Here is a 25,347-nt window from a genome sequence, read left to right as displayed (position 1 = left end):
TAAAAATTTTATAATTAGCATGAAGATGCATTTAAAATATCAAACTATAATATGTATATTTTATATTTTTCATATGTTAATGGTATGTTACTTTTATTTTCAAATAGTTTTTTCAATTAAATTTTAAGATTTAATGCACGTAACAAAGTCATTTCTACTCCAATTTGATAACTAGGAGCTATATATAGTTCTTTTTTTCCCATTAATATAGTATGATAATATGATTGAATATCAGAATATTTGTAAATTTTCGAAATTTGATATATTTTTTTATTAATTTCTTCATCTTCAAAAAAAGTACAGTTTTGCTTTATTTGAGGAAATGTTTTGAGCATGGCTATTTGATGTAATAATTTCAAAATTTCTGTTAATATATGTTCCCAAGTAATATCTAATTGTTCTATATATTGAAATAATAATAACATTTTTTTAAAATCTTTTTTGAATAATGCTAATGTTATTTTTAATATTTGATAATTGTCTAATTTTCCTAGTATCTTTTGTGTGATTTTAGTTAGAATTTTTCCATTTCCTATAGAAATAACTTGTTCTATTAAATTTAATGTATCTCTTAAACTTCCTTCTGATTCTATAGATATTAATTTTATCGCTTCATATTCAAAATATATATTTTCTTGAGATAGAATGTATTCAACTTTTTTTAATATTTTATGTATGCCAATAGGTTTTAGTTGAAAATGTAAGCAGCGTGACAGAACAGTTTTGGGAACTTTTTCTAAATTAGTAGTAGCTAAAATAAATTTTACATGTTTAGGAGGTTCTTCGATTATTTTTAAAAGAGCATTAAAACTGTGTGTAGAAAGCATATGTACTTCGTCTATAAGATATATTTTAAATCTTCCCTTGACAGGTAAATAATATATATTTTCTAATAGTTCTTTCATATCTTCTATTTTTGTTCTGGAAGCAGCATCTACTTCAAATAGATCAATAAATTTTCCTTTTTCTATTTCACAACAATTTGAACATGTTCTACATGGGTTATGTGTTATTTTTTTTTCACAGCTTAAACTTTTTGCCAATAATCGTGCAATTGTTGTTTTTCCAGTACCTCGCATTCCATAAAGTAACCATGTATGATGTATGCGTTTTAATTTTAGTCCATTACGTATAGCAGAAACAACGTATTTTTGTCCAACTACATTACTAAATTCTTGAGGACGCCATTTATTAGCTAAAATTTCGTGATTCATAATTATAAAAACTATTTGTACTTATCAAATAATATTAGCATATATTATGCCTACAAAAAAGATTTTAAAGAAGAATATAATAAGTCAATTGTAGTTATTTATATATATATTAATTTAAAATATGTTAAAAATATTTTGTAATTAGAAATAATTTCATGTAAAATATTTTTAAGAACTCTCTGTTAGTGGTCTAATACTGTTATCTTGAAAATTTGGTCAGAATTGGAAAATAGCAGCCATATTAAGTATAAACAGGTATTATGATAACGCTATCAGAGGTTCGATTTTATTAAATCTATAAAATTTTTATAATAAGATTTTGTTTTGATGTTTATACATTTTCCAATAGTATTTTTGATTTTTTATTAAAGAATTATGATTTCCACTTTCTACTATCTTTCCATCATGAAAAACAAAAATTTTGTCTGCATTTTTTATTGTTGATAGTCTATGAGCAACTACTATTAATGTAGCATAAGAATTAATATAGGATAATATTGTTTGAATTTCTTGCTCAGTTTTTATATCTATATTAGAAGTAGCTTCATCTAAGATTAATATTTTAGGGTGAGATACTAAAACTCTAGCAATACATAATAATTGTTTTTGACCTATGGATAATATGTTGCCATTTTCTCCTAATAATGAATGTATACCATTAGGAAGAGATTTTATTAATTTATAAAGATGTATTTTTTTTAAAATATCCCAAATTTTAGATTCAGAAACTATTTTTCCTAAAGTTATGTTTTTAAAAACTGAATCGTCTAAGATAACTGGATCTTGTTGGACAATAGATATTCCATTCTTTAAAACTGATTTACTTAATGAATTTATGTTTCTTTTATTTAAATAAATGCTACCTTTTTTAATAGGATAATGTCCCATTAAAAGTTTTGTTAGAGTGCTTTTCCCACTTCCTGTACGTCCTACAAAAGCCACGAATTGTTTTGAAGAGATTTTTAAATCAATATTATTTAGTATGTTGATATGATTATTTTTATAAAAAAAGCTTACGTTTTTGACATATATTTCTCCATTTTTTAGATTGATAAAATCTTTTCCATACTTTTGTTTTTGAGCATCTATTAACTTAAATATTCTTTTTCCTGATATGATAGATTGTTGCAAAACAGATTGTTGAGCAGTAATAGAAATTAATGGTTCGTTAAGACGTCCTAAATATGTAATAAAAGCATATAAAGTTCCGATTTCAAAAAACCCTTGAGGATAAGATGCAAATAATATAATTAAACTACAAAGTATGATAGTTGAAAAAAAGCTAAGACATGGACGTAAAAAAATTCCATCTAATTTTAATATTTTCATACGATTTAAATAATGTAATTTACTGAAATGTTCTATAGAATGTTTAAATTTTTTTTCTAATCTAAATTGCTGTATTACAGTAATTCCATTAATTATTTCATTAAAAATCTCGTAAATTTTTGAAATATATATTTGAGATTGTTTAAATATTGGTGTGCTGTAATGTTGGTATAAAAAAGATATTGTTAAAACTAATGGAAACATGATAACAGCTACAATAGCCATTCTCCATTCTAAAGTAAACATAGCTATTAACGTAATTATGATGAGTATTGTATTTTTTAATAATATAATAATAAATGTCTCATATAGTTCTTTAATAATTTCTATGTCGTTATTAATACATGAAACAAATTGACTTATTGGTTTTTTATTAAAGCTTTTAATTGGCAATTTTAATATTGACGACATTAAATCAAATCGTAATGTTTCAATAATTTGTATCGATGTTTTACTAAAAATAGTATTTTGAAAAAAATTACAAATAGCAGATAAAATTTGTAAAAATATATAAGTAGTAGTTATTAAAAGTAATAAATAAAAGTTCACATAATTTTTTATTATGCTATTTCTTATGAAATAGCTAATTAAAATAGGACCTAATATTTCACATATTATAGAAAACAGTAGTAAAATACATCCTAATATTAATGATTTTTTATATTTAACTCCATAATTTAATAATCGTATTAATATAGGATAAAATATTGCAAAATGTTTCATTTCATAGAACTTCTTATTTGTTTTTATGAATTTTAGATGATTTTTGATATGAGTATGTCATGTTGTACCATTTATGTGCTTCTTTTATTAGTTCTTCGTGTTTTCCTTTTTGTGTGATAGTTCCTTTCTGTATAACTATGATTTTATCTGAATTAGCTATAGAAGGTAAGTGATGAGTACAAAGAATAATTGCATATTTTTGTTTTTTTAAAGTTTCAAGATTTTTTAATATTTTTAGTTCAGTATCTCCATCTACTGCAGAGAGAGCATTGTCCAATATTAATATTTCTGCATTTGATAATAGTGCTCGAGCAATAGAAATACGTTGTTTTTGCCCTCCTGATAGAGCTATTCCATGTTCTCCTACTTGAGTGTGAAAACCTTTTGGAAAATTTTTAATATCTTTATGCAAATTGGAAAGATAAATTACTTCTTCAATTTCTTGTTTGGAAGCGTGATCTTTTCCTATTGCAATGTTATTATAGATAGTATCTGAAAATAGAAAAGTAGTTTGATCTGCTATAGCTATTTTTTTTCTCCATTGATTAATTTTAAAGAATGAGATTGGAATAGAATTGTATAATATGTTTCCATTAGATACCAGGTGCTGTTGTTGAATTAGTTTAAATAACGTGCTTTTTCCAGATCCTGTTGGTCCACATACACCTAATATTTGGTTAGGAAACAATGAGAATTTAATATTTTTTAATATTTTTTTTTCATGTTCTTGATAATAAAAATATTTTATATATATATTTAATTTTTTAAAATGTGTAGGAATATTTATATAATTTTTGTTTTTTTGTTTTTTGTAAATTAAAAGTGATTGTATTCGATTCCATGCTGCGCTTCCTCGTTCTACAATGTTAAACATCCATGCTAAAGCTAGCATAGGCCAAATCATTAATCCTAAATACATTATAAAACTAGTTAGTTGTCCAATACTTATTATTTTATTCCAAAATAGCCATCCTCCAACGGTAATAGCTATTAAATTAGATATAGAAATAGATAGATGTATGATTGGATCAAACATAGAATTTATTTTTGAGACTTGAATATTTTTTATTATTAGACATTTTAAAATTTTGAAAAATTTCTGTTTTTGGTATTTTTCTAATCTAAAAGATTTAATTAAGTTAATGTTATTTAAACTTTCTTGAGTGTGGTTGTTTAGACATGAAAATGTTTTTTGAACTTCTCGAAAACCATAGTGCATTTTTTTTCCCAGTTTGTTTATTATTATCACCATAATAGGCATAGGAATAAGAGAAAATACAGTAAGTTTCCAGTTAATTTGTGTAATCATCACAGTTATAACAGAGATCCCCATTACTAAAGAATCTATTAATGTTAGTACTCCTTCACCTGCTGCGAATGAAACTTTATCGACATCGTTAGTTATTCGTGTCATCAAATCACCAGACTTATATTTTGAATAAAAAATTTGATTTTGTTTACTAATACGATCATAAATTTTTATTCTAAGTTCAAAAGTTAGTTGGTAAGCCGCTCCAAATAAAAAAATTCTCCACATATATCGAAAAATATATACTGTTATTGCAATACATATGATTATTATAATCCAGGGTAATATTTTTACATTTTTCGTGTTTTTTTTTATAATAGAATCGATTAATAACCCTATTAATTTTGGTGGAAATAATTGAAGTATAGAGATTAGAATTAACAAACAAATGGATATTAAATATTGTTTCCATTTTTGTATAAAATACCAATTTAGCTGTCTAAACAAGTTCACGCAATTTCCTAGTATTTAAATTAGTAATATATTTTATATGTTTACAAATTTTTATTAAGTATTCAGCTATTTTTAAGAGTTTTTTAGTTCTCCATATGAAATATGTGCTTTTTTATATAAATCGTCTAAAATAGAACTTAATATTCTTTCTAAATTATATTCTTTAAATTGTGATATGATATTATTTTTTTGTTGACTAGAGAATTTCATGTATTTAGTTTTATAAAATTGAATTAAAAATAAATTGCCGTTGTTTTTAAAAGTACCAAAATAACTTTTTTTATTTTTTTTTAGATTTGGAAGATTAAATATAAACGTTTTAAATTTACTTGTATTAAATCTTGAAAAAAATAATGGTTTTTTAAATTTTAATTGGATTTTTTTTAAAATTTTAGTTAATTTTCGACGATTTTGGTATGTTGTTTTTTTAAAGATTAAAAAGATATCATTTTTATATTTTTTTATTAAAAGCGCGTTAAAATTATGGTTTATAAGGTTATTTATTATATTTTTATTATCAGTATTTAATTTTTCAAAAATTTTATAGAGATTAATAGAAGTTGTTCTAATTATTCTAATTTGTGAAAATAACTTAATAAAGTTGTCAATTTCTTTTTTTGAAATAAATATTGAGTCAGAAATAAGAGAAAGAAATTTTTTTATTTTGAGATTATCTCGTATTTTTTTAATGTATTCATTAGAACTAAGATTTTCTATATTAAGAAAAGTATAATATTTCTTTATACTAAATATATTATTTTCTTTAAAGAGTTGTTCATTATATATATAGTGTTTAACTTCATCATTATCCAAAATTATATTTAATTTGCTAACATATTGTTTTAATAAAGTTTGATATATTATATTTGAAATTACTGTTTTATATATTTTTTTTTTATAACTTTCATTATGCAAATTATTTAATTTTTTTAAGTTAAATTTTTTTTCATATTCTAATAGTGAAAAATTATATAATTTTTTAAATTCTTCTATATCAATTTTGTCATCGTTAATTTTTATTAAATAACTTTTTGTTTGATTAATAGGATAATAGTTGACTTTTGTAAAAATTAATGAAAATAATATTATTATCAATAATATTAATATAATTGTTTTAGATAATATCGATTTTATTTTTTTAATCATTTTAAGAAATTATATATAATTATTATTTTTATTTGTTTTGAATATAGTTTTGCATTGACTGGCAAATAACATTTTTATTTTTTTTGCCAGCCTATTTGATAAATTTATTAAAATCTTAAAATATTTTATTTTATCATTTCATAGGGCATGCGTTCGAGTGATAAATTTAATATTTCCTCAATGTATTTTACTGGATGGATATTTAATCCTATAAGAACATTTTGAGGAATGTCTTCTAGGTTTCTTTTATTTTCATAAGGAATTAGTACTTTTTTAATACCTCCTCGATGGGCGGCTAATAATTTTTCTTTTAATCCTCCTATAGATAAAATTTTTCCTCTTAAAGTAATTTCTCCTGTCATAGAAATATCTGATCGTACTGGATTGTTTGTTAAACAGGAAACTATTGCTGTACACATGGCAATACCAGCACTGGGTCCATCCTTAGGTGTAGCACCTTCTGGTACGTGTACATGAATATCACGTTTTTCATAGAAGTCATGTTGTATTCCTAATTTATGTGCTTGGGATCTCACTACGGTTAATGCAGCTTGAATAGATTCTTGCATTACTTCTCCTAATGATCCTGTATAAATTAATTTGCCTTTTCCTGGTACGCATACAGCTTCAATTGTTAGTAATTCTCCCCCGACTTCTGTCCAAGCTAACCCAATAACTTGTCCAATTTGATTTTTTTTGGTTTTTTTTTCATAATTAAATTTTTGAATTCCTAAATAATGATGTAAATTATCATTATTTATTTGTATTTGTTTTAAATTTTTATTTAAAATTAAGTTTTTGACGCATTTTCTACATATTTTTGATAATTCTCTTTCAAGATTTCTAACTCCAGCTTCTCGAGTGTAATTTTGAATTATATTTATTATAGCAGAATCTTCTATTTTTAATTCGTGTTTTTTTAGAGCATTTCTTTTAATTTGTTTTGGACTTAAATAAGATTTTGCTATATGTAATTTTTCGTTTTCGGTATAACCTGAAATTCTAATAATTTCCATTCTATCAAGTAATGGAGCGGGAATATTTGTAGAATTAGAAGTTGCAATAAACATGACTTCAGATAGATCATAGTCTATTTCTAAGTAATGATCGTTAAAAGTGGTATTTTGTTCTGGATCTAATACTTCTAAAAGAGCAGATGCAGGATCTATTCGTACATCGTAAGACATTTTATCTATTTCATCTAATAAAAAAAGTGGATTTTTTACTCCTGATTTTGAAATTTTTTGCATTAATTTTCCAGGCATAGATCCTATATACGTTTTTCTATGTCCTCGAATTTCTGCTTCATCTCTAATTCCTCCTAAAGCCATTCTAATATATTTTCTTCCAGTAGCTCGTGCTATAGATTGTCCTAAAGATGTTTTACCTACTCCAGGTGGTCCTACTAAGCATAATATCGGTCCTTTCATTTTTTTTATTCTGCTTTGTACTGCTAAATACTCTAAGATGCGTTCTTTTACTTTTTCTAGACCAAAATGGTCTGAATCTAGGATATTTTTTGCTTCTTGAAGATTTTTTTTTGTTTTGCTTCTTTTGCTCCAAGGAATTTGTATCATCCAATCTATATAACTTCGTACTACTGTTGCTTCAGCTGACATAGGTGACATCATTTTTAATTTGTTAAACTCGGATTTAATTTTTTCTCTTGCTTCTTTTGGCATTTTGGCAGAATGAATTTTTCTTTTTAAAATTTTGTTTTCGTCTACGATTTCGTCTATTTCTCCTAGTTCTTTTTGAATTGCTTTTATTTGTTCGTTTAAATAGTATTCCCTTTGACTTTTCTCCATTTGTTTTTTTACCCGATTTCGAATGTTTTTTTCTAAATTTAATAAATCAATTTCAGATTCCATTAATGCCATTAAATGTTCTAATCGTTCGTTAATTCGATACATTTCTAAAATGGATTGTTTTTCAGATAGTTTTAACGGCATATGTGTGGCGATAACATCTGATAATTGTGCTGCATTTTTTATGTTAGACAAAGAATTTAATATTTCTAATGGAATTTTTTTATTTAGTTTAACATATGTTTCAAATTGATTTAGTGTGGCTCTTATGAGCACAATTTGTTCTTTTTCTGAGATCTTTGGAGTAACAATTGGTTCTATTTGTGCAACAAAATAGTCTCCATTATTTTGCAATTTTTTTATATTAGCGCGTTGTATACCTTCCACTAATACTTTTACTGTTCCATCAGGTAGTTTTAACATTTGCAAAATAGAAGCAGTAGTTCCAATAGTAAATAAATCATTATTAGTAGGATCATCAATTTCTGCTTTCTTTTGTGCAACTAACATAATTTTTTTGTTATTTGTCATAGAAGCTTCGATACATTTTATAGATTTTTGTCGTCCTACAAACAAAGGGATAACCATATATGGGTATACTACTACGTCTCGTAATGGTAAAACTGGAATTTCAACGTATTTAGAACGTTCTAGATTCATAAAACTCTCTCTTAGTTTCAATAATATTTTTAAATTTTAAAAATTGTATTGAATAACCAATATATAGTTTAAAACTACGATAAGCTCTTGAGTATTTTGAAATGAAAATTCAATATTCAATACTAATAAATTAAGATAATAAAAGTAAAATATATCATATTGAGATATTAAATAATTTTCAATTTTTTAGATTCTTACATGGATCCACACTTTTGGTAAATTATTTTTGGTGTTGATTTTCCATTAACTACTGATTTATTAATTAAAATTTTTTTAACGTTTGTCTTAGAAGGTAAATTATACATTGTATCTAGTAAAATAATTTCCATTATTGAACGTAATCCACGTGCACCTATATTCCGAGTTATAGCCTTGTTAGCAATGCATGAAATAGCGTCTTCATGAAATTGTAATTGTACTCCTTCAATGTCAAATAATGTTTGATATTGCTTTATTAGCGCATTTTTAGGTTTGCATAATATTTCTATTAATGCTTTTTTATTAAGTTCATGTAATGTAGTAAGTATAGGTAATCGTCCAACAAATTCTGGAATTAGTCCAAATTTAATTAAATCTTCAGGTTTTACCTTTTTTAATAAACTATTTTTTTTGTTCTTCTTTTTTTTATTCTTAATTTTAGCATTAAATCCAATATTTATTTCTTTTTCTAACCTTTTTGAAATTATTTTTTCTAAGTTAGAAAACGTTCCTCCACATATGAATAAAATTTTAGAGGTATTTACTTTAAAAAATTCTTGTTGTGGATGCTTTCTTCCACCTTGCATAGGAACTGATGCAATTGTTCCTTCTATTAATTTTAATAGGGCTTGTTGAACTCCTTCTCCAGATACATCTCGTGTTATAGAGGGGTTATCAGATTTTCTAGAAATTTTGTCTATTTCATCTATATAAATAATACCTTGTTCTGCTTGATTTATATCATAGTTACATGTTCTTAACAATTTTTGGATAATATTTTCTACGTCTTCTCCAACATATCCAGCTTCTGTAAGAGTAGTAGCATCAGTTATAGTAAAAGGAACTTTAAGCAATTTTGCTAATGTTTCTGCTAATAATGTTTTTCCACTTCCTGTAGGTCCTATTAGTAAAATGTTACTTTTTCCTAGTTCAATATCATATTTTGAATTTAAGTTCTTTATGCGTTTGTAATGATTGTACACTGCAACTGATAAAACTTTTTTAGTTTCATCCTGTCCTATTACATAGTCGTCAAGGTAATCTTTAATTTTTTTAGGTATAGGAATATCATATTTTTTACTATTTGAGTTTTTTGTGTTTTGAATTTCTTCGTAAATAATTTTATTACATAATTTTATACATTCATCGCAAATATAAACTGAAGGTCCTACAATTATTTTTTTTATTTCTTTTTGGTTTTTTCCACAAAATGAACAAAACAATATTTTTTCTTTGTTGTTATTCGTATTATCTATCATTAGTTTTCCTGATAAAATATAATGCAATGTTTTAAGTTTTTATTTAATCATATTTGTATTGAGTACAATTGTTTTTTAAAGATTATTTTCTATGGTGCAAGATGTAATCTATTAATCCATATTTAATAGCTTCTGTAGCGGAAAAGAAATGGTCTCTTTCAGTGTCTTGTTCTATAATTTTTAAACTTTTTCCAGTGTGAATGGACATTAATTTATTAATTCTATTTTTAATAATTATAATTTCTTTAGCGTGAATTTCTATGTCTGATGCCTGTCCATTGCAACCACCTAAGGGTTGATGTATCATAATTCTTGAGTTTGGAAGGCAAAATCGTTTTCCTTTTGCACCTGATGTTAGGATTAAAGCAGCCATGGAGCATGCTTGACCTATGCATATAGTATTAACATTTGGTTTTACAAATTGCATAGTGTCATAAATAGACATACCTGATGAAATATTTCCTCCTGGAGAATTAATATATAAAAAAATGTCTTTTTCTGGATTTTCAGACTCTAAAAATAGAATTTGAGCTATTATAGAATTAGAACAAGAATCTTCAATTATTCCTGTTAGAAAAATTATTCTTTCTTTTAGTAATCTCGAATATATATCATATGATCTTTCTCCATAAGATGTTTTTTCTATTACCATGGGAATCAAAAGTGTTGTATTTTTGTTATGTTCACGGTTTGTTTTTTTGTATAACATGTTTTCTCCAGTATATAAAATTAGTAAATATTTTATAATATTTAAAAGTTGTTTAAAATGTTTTAGTCTAATATTAGAATGTATAGCTTTTTAAATTTGTATTTTCAGAAATAATTTATAGAATGAGTTTTTATTTTAAGATTTTAGTTACGTTACTAATATTAAATTAAATATAGTTTTTCATTTAAGATTCATAAAGTTTTAAATATTGCTACTTTTTATATTATTTAAATTATATAATGCTTTACAAAAGTTACATTCTTTAAAATTTTTAATAAATTTTTTTTCAAGTTGAGTAATGACTTGTCCTTCGAGGTCAATGTTATTTAAATATTTTTTAACGTTTTTATTATTTTTATATAAGTACATTAGTGTTTTAATATGATCTTGAGATGTTGCTATGTTTTTAATAAGTAAGTCTATTGTATTTAAATTAGGTTCTAAAGAATTGTCTTTTATAAATTTTTGGATTAAAATTGCTGTAATAACTTTATTTTTGGCTTTTAAAATCAAATTTTTTTGGAAATCTTTTATAAAAACGTTTTTATTATTTTTTTCATATAGCTCTTTGTTTTTTTGTTTTAAAATTAAAAAGTTTTCTTGTATTAATGTAGATGGGACATCTATTGGGTTAGATTTTATTAAACATTGTATGATTTGTGATTTTATATGTTGTTTAACTATTATATCGGATTGATTTTTCAAAATATTTTTAATTTTTTCGAAGTTTTTTGCATTTAAATAGGCAGTGTTTTTTGCTTTTTGTTGTATTAAGTTTTGCTCGAGTTTTTCGACTTTTTTTATAATTACTTTTATTTCAAATGTTTTTCCTGCAATTTTTTCTTCACAATGATATTCTGAAAAAGTAATATTAATTAAAAAAGATTCGTTAACTTTATGTTCAAATAATTTTTTTTCAATTTGAGAAAATATTTTGTTTGTTCCAATGATAAATTGAAAGTTTTGTACATTATATTTTTGATGTTTAGTTGAATTATTAAAAATACAAGCAATAGTAACTTTATCATGTAATGTAATTTTTTGATTTACTTCTATCCAAACATCTTTTTTAAACATACTATAAGCTATAGTTTGGATATCTTTGTTTGTAATATTGATTTTTGGAATATTTATAGTTTTTTGATGGATATTTAGTATGAATTGTGGATATATTTCTAATTCTATGGAAAAATTGAAATCTGAATTGGTTTTATATTTATGAAAAATAAATTTAGGCATTCCAGCTACGTGCAGTTTCTTTTTGCTTACTATGTTTAAAAAATATTTTTTGATTAATTTTTGCAACACTTGTTGTTGTACTTTTTCTCCATATTTATTAACTAAAATTAATAATGGTGTTTTTCCTTTTCTAAATCCATTAACTTTAATAGTGTTATTTAACGTAATAAATTCTAGTTGTATATATTTTTGTATTACGTCGTTCGGAATAGTGATATGAATTTTTTTAAATAAGTTTTGATTTTCTTCAATTTTAAGTTTCATTGCATCCCTTAAAATAATTTTTGAATAACGATATGTATGAGTTTTAAACGTTTAATGTTTATTAAACATTTAATTTTATTATTTATATATCTTAATATTTCAATTTTTTATATATAAATAAAATTTTATATAAAAATTAAAATTTTTTTAAGAACGAACTGTTTTAAATATAATAACTAATTATATATTTTAATTGATATGTATAGATATATTATTCAAAGTTTATATTTTCGAATATCGTTGTTATGAATTGATATTTGATCTAATTTTATTTATTTTTTTAAACATATAGGAGATATTAAATGTTCATTACATTTTTTTTTCCATTCACTAAGAGTATATGTATATAATGCTAGTCCATGAATGTTATATATAGCAATGTATGAAGACAATATATGATATATTTTCTGGTGTCTTTTTAACAAACTATATTTTTTAAAGTCGTCACTCACGATAATAATTTTAAAATGTGAATAGTTTTTATAAATAAATTTATGTTTTTTACTTTCATTGACAATTTTAATTTTTTTTATATTAAATTGCGATACTAACAAATTTTTTATTTTTTTTATAATCATTGTTTTAAATTTTAATATATTAAATGTGTTTTGAATATATATTAAATCAGTTGGAGTATAGAAGTGTTTTATTTTTATTTTATGTTGAAAAATAAAAATGTATATTTTAGTTTTTTTAAAAAATTATAATATAAAATTTATTATAAATTATAAAAATTAAATAAAATTTTTAGAAAAATGTTACGTTAGTGAAGAACTAACACTTTTCGAATATAATTAATTATTACATTTGTATTTATATTTAAATAAGTATGGATAATAATTAGTGTTACTGTATGATTTTTGTTTGAAAACTTTAGTTTTTAAAATGAAATATTAGTTAATTTACTTTTAAAATAAGATCTATTTTGAGGTTATTAAATGCTTTTTTTAAGATATCGTACATTTGTTTTAAGTTTTTGTATAGTAACTGCTATTTTAACTTTAAATGGATGTAATAGTGGGTTTTTATGTTCAAAAGGTATGATTGCAACAGAACAAAAATCGTTGATAACGATTGCTTTTATAGTTATGTTGTTTATTATAATTCCAGTGTTTTTTATGACGTTTTTATTTGTAATGAGATATAGAAAATCTAATATTAATTCTAATTATGATCCTACTTGGTCGCATTCTAATATTATTGAATTATTAGCATGGGGTTTTCCAATAGTTATAATTATCTTTCTTTCAATATTATCTTGGAAATCTACGCATGATTTAGATCCTAAAAAACGTATTTTTTCTAATGTTGCTCCTATAAAAATTAATGTTGTATCGTTAGATTGGAAATGGTTGTTTATTTATCCTAATGAAAAAATTGCTACTATAAACGAATTAGTATTTCCTGTTAATACTCCAGTTATATTTGAGTTGACGTCTAATTCTGCAATTAACTCTTTTTTTATTCCTTCATTAGGAAGTCAAATATATGCTATGGCAGGTATGCGTACTACGTTAAATTTGATAGCTAATCAATTTGGAACGTATAAAGGCATATCAGCTAATTACAGCGGACATGGATTTTCTAATATGAAATTTAAAACGATAGTAACTCCTAATATTTCATTATTTAAATCATGGATATATAAAGTTAGGAATTCTGAACATCATTTGAGTTCTTTTTTAAGTTTTAAAAAAATAGCTATCCCTAGTGAAAATAATATAATTAAATATTATTCTGATGTTAAAGATAATTTATTTACATTAATTTTAGAAAGTAACAAATATTTAAAAAAATAATTTGGTTTTTAAATTATATTTTATTTAAATGTAAGGAGAATGATTAAGAATGTTTGGAAGATTGAATTGGAATTCTATTCCATATAATGATCCTATTATCATGGTAACATATTTTATGATTTTTTTATGTATTATATCTATATCTATTTTAATTACTTATTTGAGGAAATGGAATTATATATGGGATGAATGGTGTTGTTCTGTAGATCATAAAAAAATCGCGGTTATGTATATAATACTTGCAAGTATCATGTTATTTCGTGGTTTTGTTGATGCTATAATGATGCGAGCTCAGCAAGTATTAGCTTCATCTAAAGCAGGAATAGGATTTTTGACTCCTCATCATTATGATCAAATATTTACTGCGCATGGTGTGATAATGATTTTTTTTGTAGCTATGCCTCTTATAATCGGAATTATAAATTTGGTTGTTCCTTTACAAATTGGTGCTCGTGATGTTGCGTTTCCATTTCTTAACAATTTAAGTTTTTGGCTAACTGCTAGCGGTGCCATTTTGATAAATATATCTTTAGGAGTTGGTGAGTTTGCACGCACAGGATGGTTAGGATACCCTCCTTTGTCAGAAATTGGATTTAGTCCTGGAGTAGGAGTTGATTATTGGATATGGAGTTTGCAATTGTCTGGAATAGGAACAACTCTGACAGCTATTAATTTTTTAGTCACTATTTTAAAAATGCGTGCTCCTGGAATGTATTTGTTCAGAATGCCTGTATTTACATGGACTGCATTTTGTACAAATGTTTTGATTCTTGCTTCTTTTCCTGTTTTAACTATTAGTTTATTATTGCTGACATTAGATAGATATTTAGCATTTCATTTCTTCACTAACGATTTTGGAGGAAATGTAATGATGTATGTTAATTTAATTTGGATTTGGGGTCATCCTGAAGTATACATTTTAATATTGCCCGCATTTGGGATTTTTTCAGAAGTTGTAGCTACTTTTTCTGCAAAAGCTTTGTTTGGATATATATCTTTAGTTTGGGCGACTATTGTAATTACTATTTTATCGTTTGTTGTATGGTTGCATCATTTTTTTACCATGGGCGCAGGAGCTAATGTAAATGCATTTTTTGGTATAGCTACTATGATTATAGCAATACCAACGGGAGTAAAAATTTTTAATTGGTTATTTACCATGTATCGCGGTCGTATTTATATGCATTCTTCGATGTTATGGACTATAGGATTTTTAATTACTTTTTCAATAGGTGGAATGTCAGGTGTATTACTATCTTTACCAGCTATTGATTTTGTTTTACATAATAGTTTATTTTTAGTAGCTCATTTCCATAACGTTATTATTGGAGGTGTGGTATTTGGATGTTTTTCTGGAATAACTTATTGGTTTCCTAAAATGTTTGGATTTTCTTTATCTGAAATATGGGGAAAAAGAGCATTTTGGTTTTGGATTTTTGGTTTCTTTTTTGCTTTTATGCCTTTGTATATTTTAGGACTGATGGGAATGACTCGTCGAATTAGTCAGAACATAGATCCTCAATTTCATTCTTTTCTAGTGTTGGCTTCTTTTGGGACTTTTTTGATTGCTATTGGAATTATATGTCAAGTTATTCAGATTATAGTGTCTATTCGTGATCGGAACATTAATAGAGACATTACAGGTGATCCATGGAATGGTAGGACATTAGAGTGGTCAATTCCTTCACCTCCTCCATTATATAACTTTGCAATTATACCTGTGATTTCGTGTCGTGATCATTTTTGGAAGTTAAAAATGAATAGAGAGACAAAAAAAACGTCTTTTCATATTTCATATTCTGATATTCATCTTCCAAAAAAGACTAGTTTAGGTATTTTTATCAGTTTTTTTTCTGTTATTTTGGCTTTTTCCTTAGTTTGGTATATTTTTTGGTTATCTATTTTGTCATTTTTTGTAATTGCATGTTTGTTAATTTTTAAAAGTTTTTGTTTGGATCATGGATATACAATATCTAAAAATCAAGTTAGTAACATTGAAAATAAACATATCAACAATCTTAAACATGTAGGATTAAAATAATCGTGAATAATGTAATAAATGTGAAAGAAAATATGGCTAAATTAACCACTAAAGTTTTGAATTCTAGTGAAGCATTTGGATTTTGGTTGTATTTGATGAGTGATTGTATTATGTTTTCTACGTTATTTTCTGTTTATTTTGTTATGAGGTCTAGTATATTTTTTGATTTTTATAAAAAGGAAATTTTTAATTTATCTATAGTTGTTTTAGAGAGTTTTGTTTTGTTATTAAGTTCTTTTTCTTATAGTTTTATTATTTTAAAAATTAAAGAGTATAAGAAAAATGAGGTTGTATTTTGGTTTATTGTTACCATTTTATTAGGACTATTCTTTTTAATTTTAGAAACTTCTGAGTGTTATTTTCTTATAAAGAATGATTGTGGCCCATCTCATAATGGTTTTTTATCTGCTTTTTTTACTCTTCTATTAACTCATGGATTTCATGTTTTGGTAGCTATTTTATGGGCTTGTGTTTTGATTGTACAAGTAATAAAGTTTGGAATAACATACAAAATATATTCAAGAATTTTCTTTTTAAGTTTATTTTGGCATTTTTTAGACATAATATGGGTGTTTATATTCTCTACAGTTCATTTAGTAGGAGCAATTTTATGAAATTTATTAGTTTAAGAAGGTTTTTTTCTAAAAACCAATATTTTTTTTATATTTTAAATTTTTTAATATTGTCTATTTTAACTATATTTCCATTTTTTTTAGTTTGGAAAAAATTATTTTCTAAAGAAATTACTTATTTCTTAATAGTTCTATGTTTAGTTTTTCAAGTATTTATTCATTTTAAATTTTTTTTTCATTTAAATTATTTTAATGAACATAAATGGAATTTGATATCAATTATTTTTTCTTTTTTAATTATTATGATTATTTTAATAGGATCATATTGGATAATGAGTAATTTAAATCATAATACAGAGATAATGTAATAATATGATCATATCTCTTTTAGGAATTTTGAAGCCGAAAATTGTTTTTGGAAATATAATATCTTGTTTAGGTGGTTTTTTGCTAGCTTCTAAAGGAAATGTTAACTACAATCTATTATTTTGGAGTTTGATAAGTGTATCATTAGTTGTAGGTTCTTCTTGTATATTGAATAATGTTATTGATCGAAATATCGATAAGAATATGAATAGAACTAAAAAAAGGATTTTAGTAATTAATCCTTGTTTTTATCGTTTTTCAATATTTAGTTCCATATTTCTAGCAATGTTAGGGTTATTTTTATTTGGGTGGTTTATAAATATATTATGTGTGTTTCTTTCGTGTTTAGGAGTAATAGTATATTCTTTTTTTTATAGTTTTCTTTTAAAGACTAAATCAATATATTCTACGATAATTGGAAGTATTTCTGGAGCTATTCCTTCTTTATTAGGTTATTGTTCAGTTACTAACTATATAGATTTATGTACTGTTAATTTATTCATAATTATGTTTTTTTGGCAAATTCCTCATTCTTATGCTATTTTCGTAATGAATTTAGACGATTATAAGAAAGCTAAGATACCTGTATATCCTGTTATTAAACCTATTTGGGTTACTAAGCGTTGCGTTAGTATATTTATATTTTTGTTTTTAATTTCTATTTTTTGTTTGACTGCTATTGGATATGCTGGATACAAATTTTTTTTAATTTTATCATTGCTTTCTATAATTTGGTTTTTTCTTTCTATAAAAGAATATCACAATGATAAAAAAAATATATTTTGGTCAAAAAACATTTTTTATCTTTCTATTGTTATTATGATAGTATTAAACATTATGATATCAATTGATTTTGTAAATTGAAATAATTCATATTATTAAAAACAGCTAGATGGCTTGGGAATTCCTGCTATTTTGCTCGCTTGTTGAACTGGACCACGAGGAAATAATTTAAATAAGTAACAACTTGTCATCTTTTTTAAGTTTTTTTTTTCCATTAGTTTCATTAATATTCTCATGGATGGAGTGATATTAAATTTTAAATAGAAGTCACGAATAGTATATATTACTTCCCAATGATCTTTGGTAATATCAATGGATTCTTTTTTTGCGATTTTTTGTGCTATATACTTATTCCAAGGTTTATTTTTATTCATTATGTATTTTTATAAATGTTTTTAAATTTTATTTTTATGATAGATAATATATCTATGCATATAAAATGTATTTAAATATTATAACAAAAATGTTCAATGTATGACAAATAAATTCAATTTTGAAATAAAAGAATGGAAGTTCATTTTAGGAGTGTGCACTATTTTTTCTTTGCGTGCATTTGGGATGTTTATGATCTATCCTGTTTTCAGTATTTATGGAATTAATTTAAAAAATAGTACTATATTATTAATAGGTTTAGCAATGGGAGCATATGGATTTTTTCAAGCTATATTTCAAATTCCTTATGGATGGTTATCCGATAAAATAGGAAGGAAGTATGTTATCATTTTAGGCTTATTGTGTTTTTCAATGGGAAGTTTTATATGTTTAAATAGTAGTTCTATTTTTGGAATTATTTTAGGGCGCAGTATACAAGGATCAGGTGCAATTTCTTCAGTATGTATGGCTCTTTTGTCCGATATAGTGTCTAGAAAAAATCTTACAAGAGCTATGGGATGCTTAGGAATGAGTTTCGGGTTAAGTTTTTTATTGTCTGTAGTGATTAGTCCTATTATAGTTAAGATTTTTGGTTTTCATGTTTTATTTTTAGTTAGTTTAATATTTTCTGTAATATGTATTATAGTAGCTTTTTATTTTATTCCATCTTTTAAACATAAAAATAATATATTTAGTATAAAAACTGAATACAAAAACTTTTTAAAAATTTTAAAAAATCCTAATTTGTGTCAACTAAATTTAAATAATTTTTTTCTTCACTTTATTTTAATTTTATATTTTATTATAATTCCAGTTCAGTTAAACATATATAAGTGTTTTGTTCATTTATCTTGGATATTATATTTAGTTGTTATTGTGATCTCTTTTTTGGTTGTATTACCAATTACAGAAAATATTAAAACAAATACATCTAAAAAGAAAATTGCTTTTTTTTTGATAGTTTTATTAGTCATATCTGATTTACTTCTAGTGTTAATTAAAAATTATTTCTTCTTTTTTATTTTTAATTTACAAGTATTTTTTGTAGTTTTTAGTTTTTTTGAAATGGTTTTACCTATCTTAATTAGTGAGTATTCTCCTAAAAGTTATAAAGGTACTTCTATGGCTTTGTATTCCATTAATCAATTTTTAGGTTCTTCTTTAGGAGGAATGTTAGGAGGGTTTGTTTTACATTACTTTAATAGTAGTATTTTATTTTTATTTAGATTTTTTATGGTTTGTATTTGGCTTTTTATAAACTTATGGCGTTTATAGAAATGTAAAGTTTTATTTTTCTATAAATAAATTTTTATTAACTTAGTTAAGTTGTTTAAAAAATTATATTTATAATTTTATATTTATATTATGTAATATAATAAGAATTAATATTTTAATAGGTTATACTCAAACAGTATCCAAACACGTTTTAATAATGCATATGTAAAATAATATGCATATATATTATAAAATGTCATAAAATAATTAGTAATTTCAGTGCGAGTATTAGATATTTTAATGTTTATATAACGTTTTTAAGTATCTTAATGTAGTTTTATATTTAAATATTTAATTAAATAGTTATTAAAATTGTATTTAGATTGTTAGAACTTTACATGGTTTTATTTTAGATTTTATTTTTGGGAAGTAGAAATGGATTTATTTGAATTTTTTAATATCAAAAAAAAGAGAATTAATGATTTTATGCGAAAATTATTAAAAAATATCCCTTTTCAGGATTCCTTACTTGTAGATGCTATGAAATATGGGGTATTGTTAGGAGGTAAAAGAATTCGATCTGTATTAATGTATATTTTAGGAAAAATATTTCAAGTTAATGATAATATTGTAGACATTCTTGCATCTTCTATTGAATTTATGCATGCATATTCTTTGATTCATGATGATTTACCATCTTTAGATAATGATAAGTTAAGACGAGGATACGACTCATGTTATGTAAAATTTGGAGAATCTACTGCTATATTAGCGGGAAATGCATTGCAATGTTTATCTTTTAATATTATTTCTAATCTTAATTCAAATATAATTTCTGATAGTAAAAAAGTAAAAATGATTTCAGAGTTATCGCATTATTCTGGTATCTCTGGTATGTGTATTGGTCAATTTCGTGACTTAAAATTTAAATATGAAAAATTGAAATTGTGCGAATTAGAAGAAATTTATTGGTATAAAACTGGATCATTGATTAATACATCAGTTCAATTAGTTTTAATTTCTAGTAATATAAATAATAGTAGTGTACTTTTAGCATTAAAAGAATATTCTAAAAATATTAGTTTAGCTTTTCAAATTCGAGATGATATTCTTGATTTTTCAAATGATATGAGTTGTATAAGCTATCATACAAGATATGAAAAATATTCGAGAAGTAATACATTTCCATTAGTAATTGGTTTAAAAAAATCTCAAGAAAAATTAAGAAAATTATATAGTGATGCATTACAATCTTTAAAAGTATTATCTAGCAATCATGTAGATATAACATTGTTAAAAGAATTAGCATATTTCATTATTATACGTAATAAATAACTTTTATAAAGAGTTTATAATGAGTTTTAACTACATAAAATATCCAGTATTGCATTTGGTGAATTCGATTAAAGAATTAAAATTATTACCTCTCAAAAAATTGCCTCAATTATGTTATGAATTACGTCAATATTTATTAGAGGTTATTAGTCAATCTAGTGGTCATTTATCATCTAGTTTAGGAGTTATTGAAATAACAGTAGCTTTACATTATGTTTTTAATACTCCTTTTGATAACTTAATTTGGGATGTAGGTCATCAAACTTATCCTCATAAGATTTTAACAGGAAGAAGGAACAGTATTTTTAGTATTCGAAAAAGAAATGGAATTCATTCTTTTCCATGTAGAAAAGAAAGTAAATATGATGTTTTAGGGGTAGGTCATGCTGCTACTTCTATTAGTGCAGGAGTAGGTATGGCTATTGCTTCAAAAAAAGAAAACAAGGATAGACGTACAATATGTGTAATTGGAGATGGTGCAATAACTTCTGGTATGGCGTTTGAAGCTATAAATCATGCCGGATGTAGTAATATAGATTTGTTAATAATTTTAAATCATAATAATATGTCTATTTCTAATAATGTTGGTGCTTTAAGTTCATATTTTTCTAAAATTTTATTAGATTTCGACGTAATGCAAAAATATAAGAATAAGAACAATTTTGGTATTAAATCTGATTTTTTAAATGATAATCCATTATATCAAAAAAAATATTTAGAGAGTATAAAATCATCAAATAGTTTTTTTGATAGTTTAGGATTTAAATATTTTGGTCCAATAGATGGACATGACATATTTTTATTAGTAGATATTATTAGTCGATTGAATACTCAAAAGTGTACTAATTTATTACATATAATTACTAAAAAAGGAAAAGGATATTCACCTTCTGAATTGGATCCTATAAAGTGGCATTCTGTTCCTAAATTTGATATTTCTACTGGTGAAATATTAAAAAAAAAGAGATCTATATCTACTTATTCTGAAATTTTTGGGAATTGGTTATGTTCTATGGCTGCAATAGATAAGAAGTTAATAGGAATTACTCCAGCTATGGCAGAAGGATCAGGTATGGTACGTTTCTCTAAACTTTTTCCTGATCAATTTTTTGATGTTGCAATAGCAGAGCAACATGCTGTAACTTTTTCTGCTGGATTGGCTATTAGTGGATATAAGCCTGTGCTATCAATTTATTCTACTTTTCTTCAAAGAGCTTATGATCAAGTTATACATGATGTAGCTTTACAAAAATTACCTGTTTTATTTGCAGTAGATCGAGGGGGAATAGTAGGAAAAGATGGTGAAACTCATCAAGGAATATTTGATTTAACTTATCTTAGATGTATTCCAAACATTGTTATTATGACTCCGAGTAACGAAAATGAATTTTTAAATATGCTTTATACTGGATATTGTTACGAGAAAGGTCCTTGTGTAGTAAGATATCCTAGGGGTAGTGGTATCGGAGTTATTTTAAAATCTATGCAGTTAATTTCTATTGGAAAAGGAATTGTGACAAGAATAGGTAAAAAAATAGCTATTTTAAATTTTGGTCCGTTATATGTTTTTGCCGAGAAAGTAGCACAGAATTTAGATTCTACTTTAGTAGATATGCGTTTTGTAAAGCCTTTAGATGTCAGTTTAGTTTTAAATTTAGTTAAAAATCATAGTTTTTTTGTTACTCTTGAAGAAGGTGTAATTTCAGGTGGTGCTGGAAGTTATATTAACGAACTATTTATGAGAAAAAAAATTTCTATTCCTATCTTAAATATTGGAATTCCAGATATATTTATTCCTCAAGGAAATCAATCTGAAATTCGTAGTGAATATAAATTAGATGCAGATGGAATTTTAGAAAAAATTTTGTTATGGTTGAACGAATAAAATTATTATTTTTTGATGTTTTTTTTAGTGTAATCTCGGATGTGTGCTGCGGCTTTATCTAAAACTCCATTTATAAATTTATGACTTGCTTTCGCTCCAAATCTTTTAGCTAGTTCAATTCCTTCATTTATTGTTACTTTAAAAGGGATATCATGTCTTTTTTCTAATTCGTAAAATGAAATCCTAAGAATAGCTTTTTCGATATGACCTAATTCGTGAATAGTTCTGGAAAGGTAAGGAGTCATTAAAGTATCTAAATGTTTTTGATTGTTTGTAATCTCTATAATTAATTCATGAAAATAAATTTTATCAATATCTTTTAAGTCATCTTTTTCATAGAATTGGTTTTCTATATCATGAATATTATTGTTAGATATTTGCCATGAGTACAGTGCTTGTACAGCACATTCTCTTGCTTTTCTTCTAGATAAAGGTTTCATAAATGAAATTTTCCTTATATATTTATTTCGAATAAAAATTCTAAAACGTTTATTTGTTTATAAGAGTTAATTTTATATCTTGTCCTATTTTAACAATGCTTTTAAAGACAAATTGAGGAACAGAAGATAGTTTTTCATAATTTTTTAATATAAACAACGGTTTTGCACAATGTCCTAGTAATTTTGGAGCCATGTAAATAATTAATTCATTAACTAAATTTGATTTTAAAAAAGACCCTGATAGTGATGCTCCTGATTCTATCCATACTTTATTTATTTGTCTTTTTCCTAAAAATTTTAGAAGATTTAATAAGTTAATTTTAGATCTATGTGTATGCATAACTATTTGTTCAACATTATCAGGCCAATTTTCATTATCTATTTTTAATCTAATTAATAATATTTTTCCAGGTTCTTGAATACATTTATGTGAAGGTTTAATGCGATTTTTTCTATCAATAATAACCCGTATTGGTTGCTTTGTTATTATTTTAGATAGTGTGTTAAGACAATATTGTTTTGTAATATTTCTTACAGTTAGTAGTGATTGATCTATAATAACAGATTTACTACTGCTTATAATAGCATCGCATTGCTTTCTGTAGTTTTGTACGTCCTTCCGAGATTTTTTTGAAGTAATCCATTTGCTTAATCCATTCTTTAAAGCAGTTCTTCCGTCGATAGAGCTAGCTAGTTTTAATTGAACCCAAGGAATTCCTGTATACATTCTTTTAAAAAATCCTTTATTTATGTTTTTAGATTTTTGAGGAATTACTCCTACTTTTACTACAATTCCTTTATTTTTGAGCCATTTTATACCTTTTCCAGACACTTTCGGATTAGGATCTATTGTGGATATTACAATTCTTTGAATGCCTGATTTTATTAGTTTTATACAGCATGGAGGAGTTTTTCCAAAGTGACTACATGGTTCTAATGTAACATATGCTGTAGCTCCTTTTGTTTTATTTCCTGCTTGTTTTAAGGCATATATTTCCGCATGCGGGTATCCAGATTTTTTATGCCATCCTCTTCCAACAATAACATTATTTTTAACTATAATACATCCTACGTTAGGGTTTGGAGAAGTAGTTAATATGCCTTTTTTTGCTAGTTGAATAGCTTTGTTCATATAAAAATTATCGTTCATATACATTTGATGTAAAAGTATTTTAAGATAGCAATGGTTTTTTTGAATTTTAACTTTTTCAAGTATAAAGTACTTTAAACATTTTTTAAAATTATAATTAGTTAGAAAAATGATCATATCCAGTGTGTGAAAAGTGTATTTTTTTACCATTGTACAATATGTTATATCCGTCTTTAATATGGTTAATTTTTCCTATACAATTATAATTAACTCCAAGAGGATCAATAGAATTTTTTAAAGCTAATATATTTTTTTTTGGAATAGTAAAACATAATTCGTAGTCTTCTCCTGAGTTAATAGCAAAATTTAACCATTTTTCTTGTGTAAAATTGTTCTTAAGTAATGGGGATATTGGTAATTGTTCTATATTAATACTTGCGCCACAGTTGCTTAAATCTAGAACTTTTTTTAAATCGGATAATAGTCCATCTGACAAATCTATAGCAGAACTAGCAATGTTTCTAAGTAATTGTCCATGTTTGATTCTTGGAATGGGATGCAGATGTTTTTTAATTAGAAAATTAAGATTTTCCTTAATATTTTTTTTTCCTTGTTGAAGAAGAAAAAGTCCAGCTGCGCTATCACCTAAAGTTCCTGTAACATATATTAAATCTCCTATTTGAGCTCCTTTTCTTAATAAAGCTTGATTTTTTGGAATGATTCCGTAGATACTAGTAGTTATGCTTAATTTACCACAGTTTGTATTTCCTCCTATTAGTTTCATATTATAATCTTTTAATGTTTTAAATAAACTTTTGCTAAATTTTTTTATCCAACATATATTATTATTAGGAATAGTTAAAGATAAAGTAATCCACTTAGGTTTTGACCCCATTGCTGCTAGATCACTAAGATTTACAGCAACGATTTTATATCCTAAGTCGGAAGGATTAATGTTTTTAAGAAAATGAGTGCCTTCTGTTAAAGTATCAGTACTAATTGAGAGTACATGGTTTTTTGGAATTGTAATTAGTGCACAATCATCTCCTATGTCTTGTATAACATTTTTGTCGTGTTTATTTAGTGTTTCACTAAAATAGTTTTGAATTATTATGTTTTCACTTAAGTTCATATAAAT

21 protein-coding genes and 1 other RNA gene are annotated in these 25,347 nt (G+C 24.6%); 9 read left to right on the top strand and 13 right to left on the bottom strand.

Annotated features, from left to right (window positions below):
- Nucleotides 1-116: 116 nt before the first annotated feature.
- The gene (gene dnaX / locus U0T63_02195; protein XBC39144.1) at nucleotides 117-1,214 is read right to left on the bottom strand and encodes a DNA polymerase III subunit gamma/tau; all 1,098 of its coding nucleotides are present in this window, start codon (nucleotides 1,212-1,214) and stop codon (nucleotides 117-119) included.
- A gap of 180 nt (nucleotides 1,215-1,394) precedes the next feature.
- Between dnaX and ffs the strand changes: the two genes are divergently transcribed.
- Nucleotides 1,395-1,492, top strand: an RNA gene (gene ffs / locus U0T63_02190) — signal recognition particle sRNA small type.
- 28 nt (nucleotides 1,493-1,520) lie between these two features.
- On the opposite strand, the gene U0T63_02185 is transcribed toward ffs, so the two are convergent.
- From U0T63_02185 to U0T63_02150, 8 genes are all read right to left on the bottom strand, one after another.
- On the bottom strand, nucleotides 1,521-3,266 hold the full coding sequence (locus tag U0T63_02185; GenBank protein XBC39143.1) for an ABC transporter transmembrane domain-containing protein: 1,746 nt from the start codon (nucleotides 3,264-3,266) through the stop codon (nucleotides 1,521-1,523).
- Nucleotides 3,267-3,279: 13 nt separating this feature from the next.
- Nucleotides 3,280-5,028: an ABC transporter transmembrane domain-containing protein gene (locus U0T63_02180; protein XBC39142.1), complete on the bottom strand. Its 1,749-nt coding sequence runs from the start codon at nucleotides 5,026-5,028 to the stop codon at nucleotides 3,280-3,282.
- A 72-nt stretch (nucleotides 5,029-5,100) separates the two neighbouring features.
- Complete coding sequence (locus U0T63_02175) at nucleotides 5,101-6,174, bottom strand: SurA N-terminal domain-containing protein (protein ID XBC39141.1); 1,074 nt, start codon at nucleotides 6,172-6,174, stop codon at nucleotides 5,101-5,103.
- 125 nt (nucleotides 6,175-6,299) lie between these two features.
- Entirely contained in the window at nucleotides 6,300-8,642 is a 2,343-nt protein-coding gene (gene lon / locus U0T63_02170; protein ID XBC39140.1) for an endopeptidase La, read from the bottom strand.
- A 194-nt stretch (nucleotides 8,643-8,836) separates the two neighbouring features.
- A complete protein-coding gene (gene clpX / locus U0T63_02165; GenBank protein ID XBC39139.1) occupies nucleotides 8,837-10,099 on the bottom strand; it encodes an ATP-dependent Clp protease ATP-binding subunit ClpX in 1,263 nt (420 codons plus the stop codon).
- 82 nt (nucleotides 10,100-10,181) lie between these two features.
- Entirely contained in the window at nucleotides 10,182-10,808 is a 627-nt protein-coding gene (gene clpP, locus U0T63_02160; GenBank protein XBC39138.1) for an ATP-dependent Clp endopeptidase proteolytic subunit ClpP, read from the bottom strand.
- A gap of 201 nt (nucleotides 10,809-11,009) precedes the next feature.
- Complete coding sequence (gene tig, locus U0T63_02155; protein ID XBC39137.1) at nucleotides 11,010-12,311, bottom strand: trigger factor; 1,302 nt, start codon at nucleotides 12,309-12,311, stop codon at nucleotides 11,010-11,012.
- 272 nt (nucleotides 12,312-12,583) lie between these two features.
- Complete coding sequence (locus U0T63_02150; protein XBC39136.1) at nucleotides 12,584-12,889, bottom strand: BolA/IbaG family iron-sulfur metabolism protein; 306 nt, start codon at nucleotides 12,887-12,889, stop codon at nucleotides 12,584-12,586.
- 360 nt (nucleotides 12,890-13,249) lie between these two features.
- Between U0T63_02150 and cyoA the strand changes: the two genes are divergently transcribed.
- The 5 genes from cyoA to cyoE are packed head-to-tail and all read left to right on the top strand — an operon-like array spanning nucleotide 13,250 to nucleotide 17,953.
- Nucleotides 13,250-14,110 (top strand): ubiquinol oxidase subunit II, encoded by an 861-nt coding sequence (gene cyoA / locus U0T63_02145; GenBank protein XBC39135.1) that lies wholly within the window; start codon nucleotides 13,250-13,252, stop codon nucleotides 14,108-14,110.
- Between the two features lie 49 nt (nucleotides 14,111-14,159).
- Nucleotides 14,160-16,151: a cytochrome o ubiquinol oxidase subunit I gene (gene cyoB / locus U0T63_02140; GenBank protein XBC39134.1), complete on the top strand. Its 1,992-nt coding sequence runs from the start codon at nucleotides 14,160-14,162 to the stop codon at nucleotides 16,149-16,151.
- Between the two features lie 2 nt (nucleotides 16,152-16,153).
- The gene (locus U0T63_02135) at nucleotides 16,154-16,765 is read left to right on the top strand and encodes a cytochrome c oxidase subunit 3 (protein XBC39133.1); all 612 of its coding nucleotides are present in this window, start codon (nucleotides 16,154-16,156) and stop codon (nucleotides 16,763-16,765) included.
- A complete protein-coding gene (gene cyoD / locus U0T63_02130; protein ID XBC39132.1) occupies nucleotides 16,762-17,091 on the top strand; it encodes a cytochrome o ubiquinol oxidase subunit IV in 330 nt (109 codons plus the stop codon). The genes U0T63_02135 and cyoD overlap by 4 nt, the downstream gene beginning before the upstream one ends.
- Nucleotides 17,092-17,095: 4 nt before the next feature.
- Entirely contained in the window at nucleotides 17,096-17,953 is an 858-nt protein-coding gene (gene cyoE, locus U0T63_02125; GenBank protein ID XBC39131.1) for a heme o synthase, read from the top strand.
- 14 nt (nucleotides 17,954-17,967) lie between these two features.
- Here the strand turns inward: cyoE and U0T63_02120 are convergent, their stop codons facing one another.
- The gene (locus U0T63_02120) at nucleotides 17,968-18,246 is read right to left on the bottom strand and encodes a TusE/DsrC/DsvC family sulfur relay protein (protein XBC39130.1); all 279 of its coding nucleotides are present in this window, start codon (nucleotides 18,244-18,246) and stop codon (nucleotides 17,968-17,970) included.
- 100 nt (nucleotides 18,247-18,346) lie between these two features.
- Between U0T63_02120 and U0T63_02115 the strand changes: the two genes are divergently transcribed.
- From U0T63_02115 to dxs, 3 genes are all read left to right on the top strand, one after another.
- Nucleotides 18,347-19,519, top strand: coding sequence for an MFS transporter (locus U0T63_02115; protein ID XBC39129.1), 1,173 nt, complete (start codon nucleotides 18,347-18,349; stop codon nucleotides 19,517-19,519).
- A gap of 375 nt (nucleotides 19,520-19,894) precedes the next feature.
- Nucleotides 19,895-20,794 (top strand): polyprenyl synthetase family protein, encoded by a 900-nt coding sequence (locus tag U0T63_02110; protein XBC39128.1) that lies wholly within the window; start codon nucleotides 19,895-19,897, stop codon nucleotides 20,792-20,794.
- 19 nt (nucleotides 20,795-20,813) lie between these two features.
- On the top strand, nucleotides 20,814-22,679 hold the full coding sequence (dxs, locus tag U0T63_02105) for a 1-deoxy-D-xylulose-5-phosphate synthase (GenBank protein ID XBC39127.1): 1,866 nt from the start codon (nucleotides 20,814-20,816) through the stop codon (nucleotides 22,677-22,679).
- A gap of 5 nt (nucleotides 22,680-22,684) precedes the next feature.
- On the opposite strand, the gene nusB is transcribed toward dxs, so the two are convergent.
- The 3 genes from nusB to thiL form a co-directional block, all read right to left on the bottom strand.
- Entirely contained in the window at nucleotides 22,685-23,119 is a 435-nt protein-coding gene (gene nusB, locus U0T63_02100) for a transcription antitermination factor NusB (protein ID XBC39126.1), read from the bottom strand.
- Nucleotides 23,120-23,168: 49 nt separating this feature from the next.
- Complete coding sequence (gene ribD, locus U0T63_02095) at nucleotides 23,169-24,269, bottom strand: bifunctional diaminohydroxyphosphoribosylaminopyrimidine deaminase/5-amino-6-(5-phosphoribosylamino)uracil reductase RibD (GenBank protein XBC39125.1); 1,101 nt, start codon at nucleotides 24,267-24,269, stop codon at nucleotides 23,169-23,171.
- A gap of 97 nt (nucleotides 24,270-24,366) precedes the next feature.
- Nucleotides 24,367-25,341 carry a thiamine-phosphate kinase gene (thiL, locus tag U0T63_02090; GenBank protein ID XBC39124.1) on the bottom strand — a complete coding sequence of 325 codons (975 nt, stop codon included), beginning with the start codon at nucleotides 25,339-25,341 and terminating at the stop codon, nucleotides 24,367-24,369.
- Nucleotides 25,342-25,347 lie beyond the last annotated feature (6 nt).

Source organism: Buchnera aphidicola (Nurudea shiraii) (assembly GCA_039829955.1).
In the GTDB taxonomy this organism is placed as follows: domain Bacteria; phylum Pseudomonadota; class Gammaproteobacteria; order Enterobacterales; family Enterobacteriaceae; genus Buchnera_B; species Buchnera_B aphidicola_AY.
Note: the sequence above shows the minus strand (reverse complement) of the source record. Positions and strands in the feature narration are given on the sequence as shown.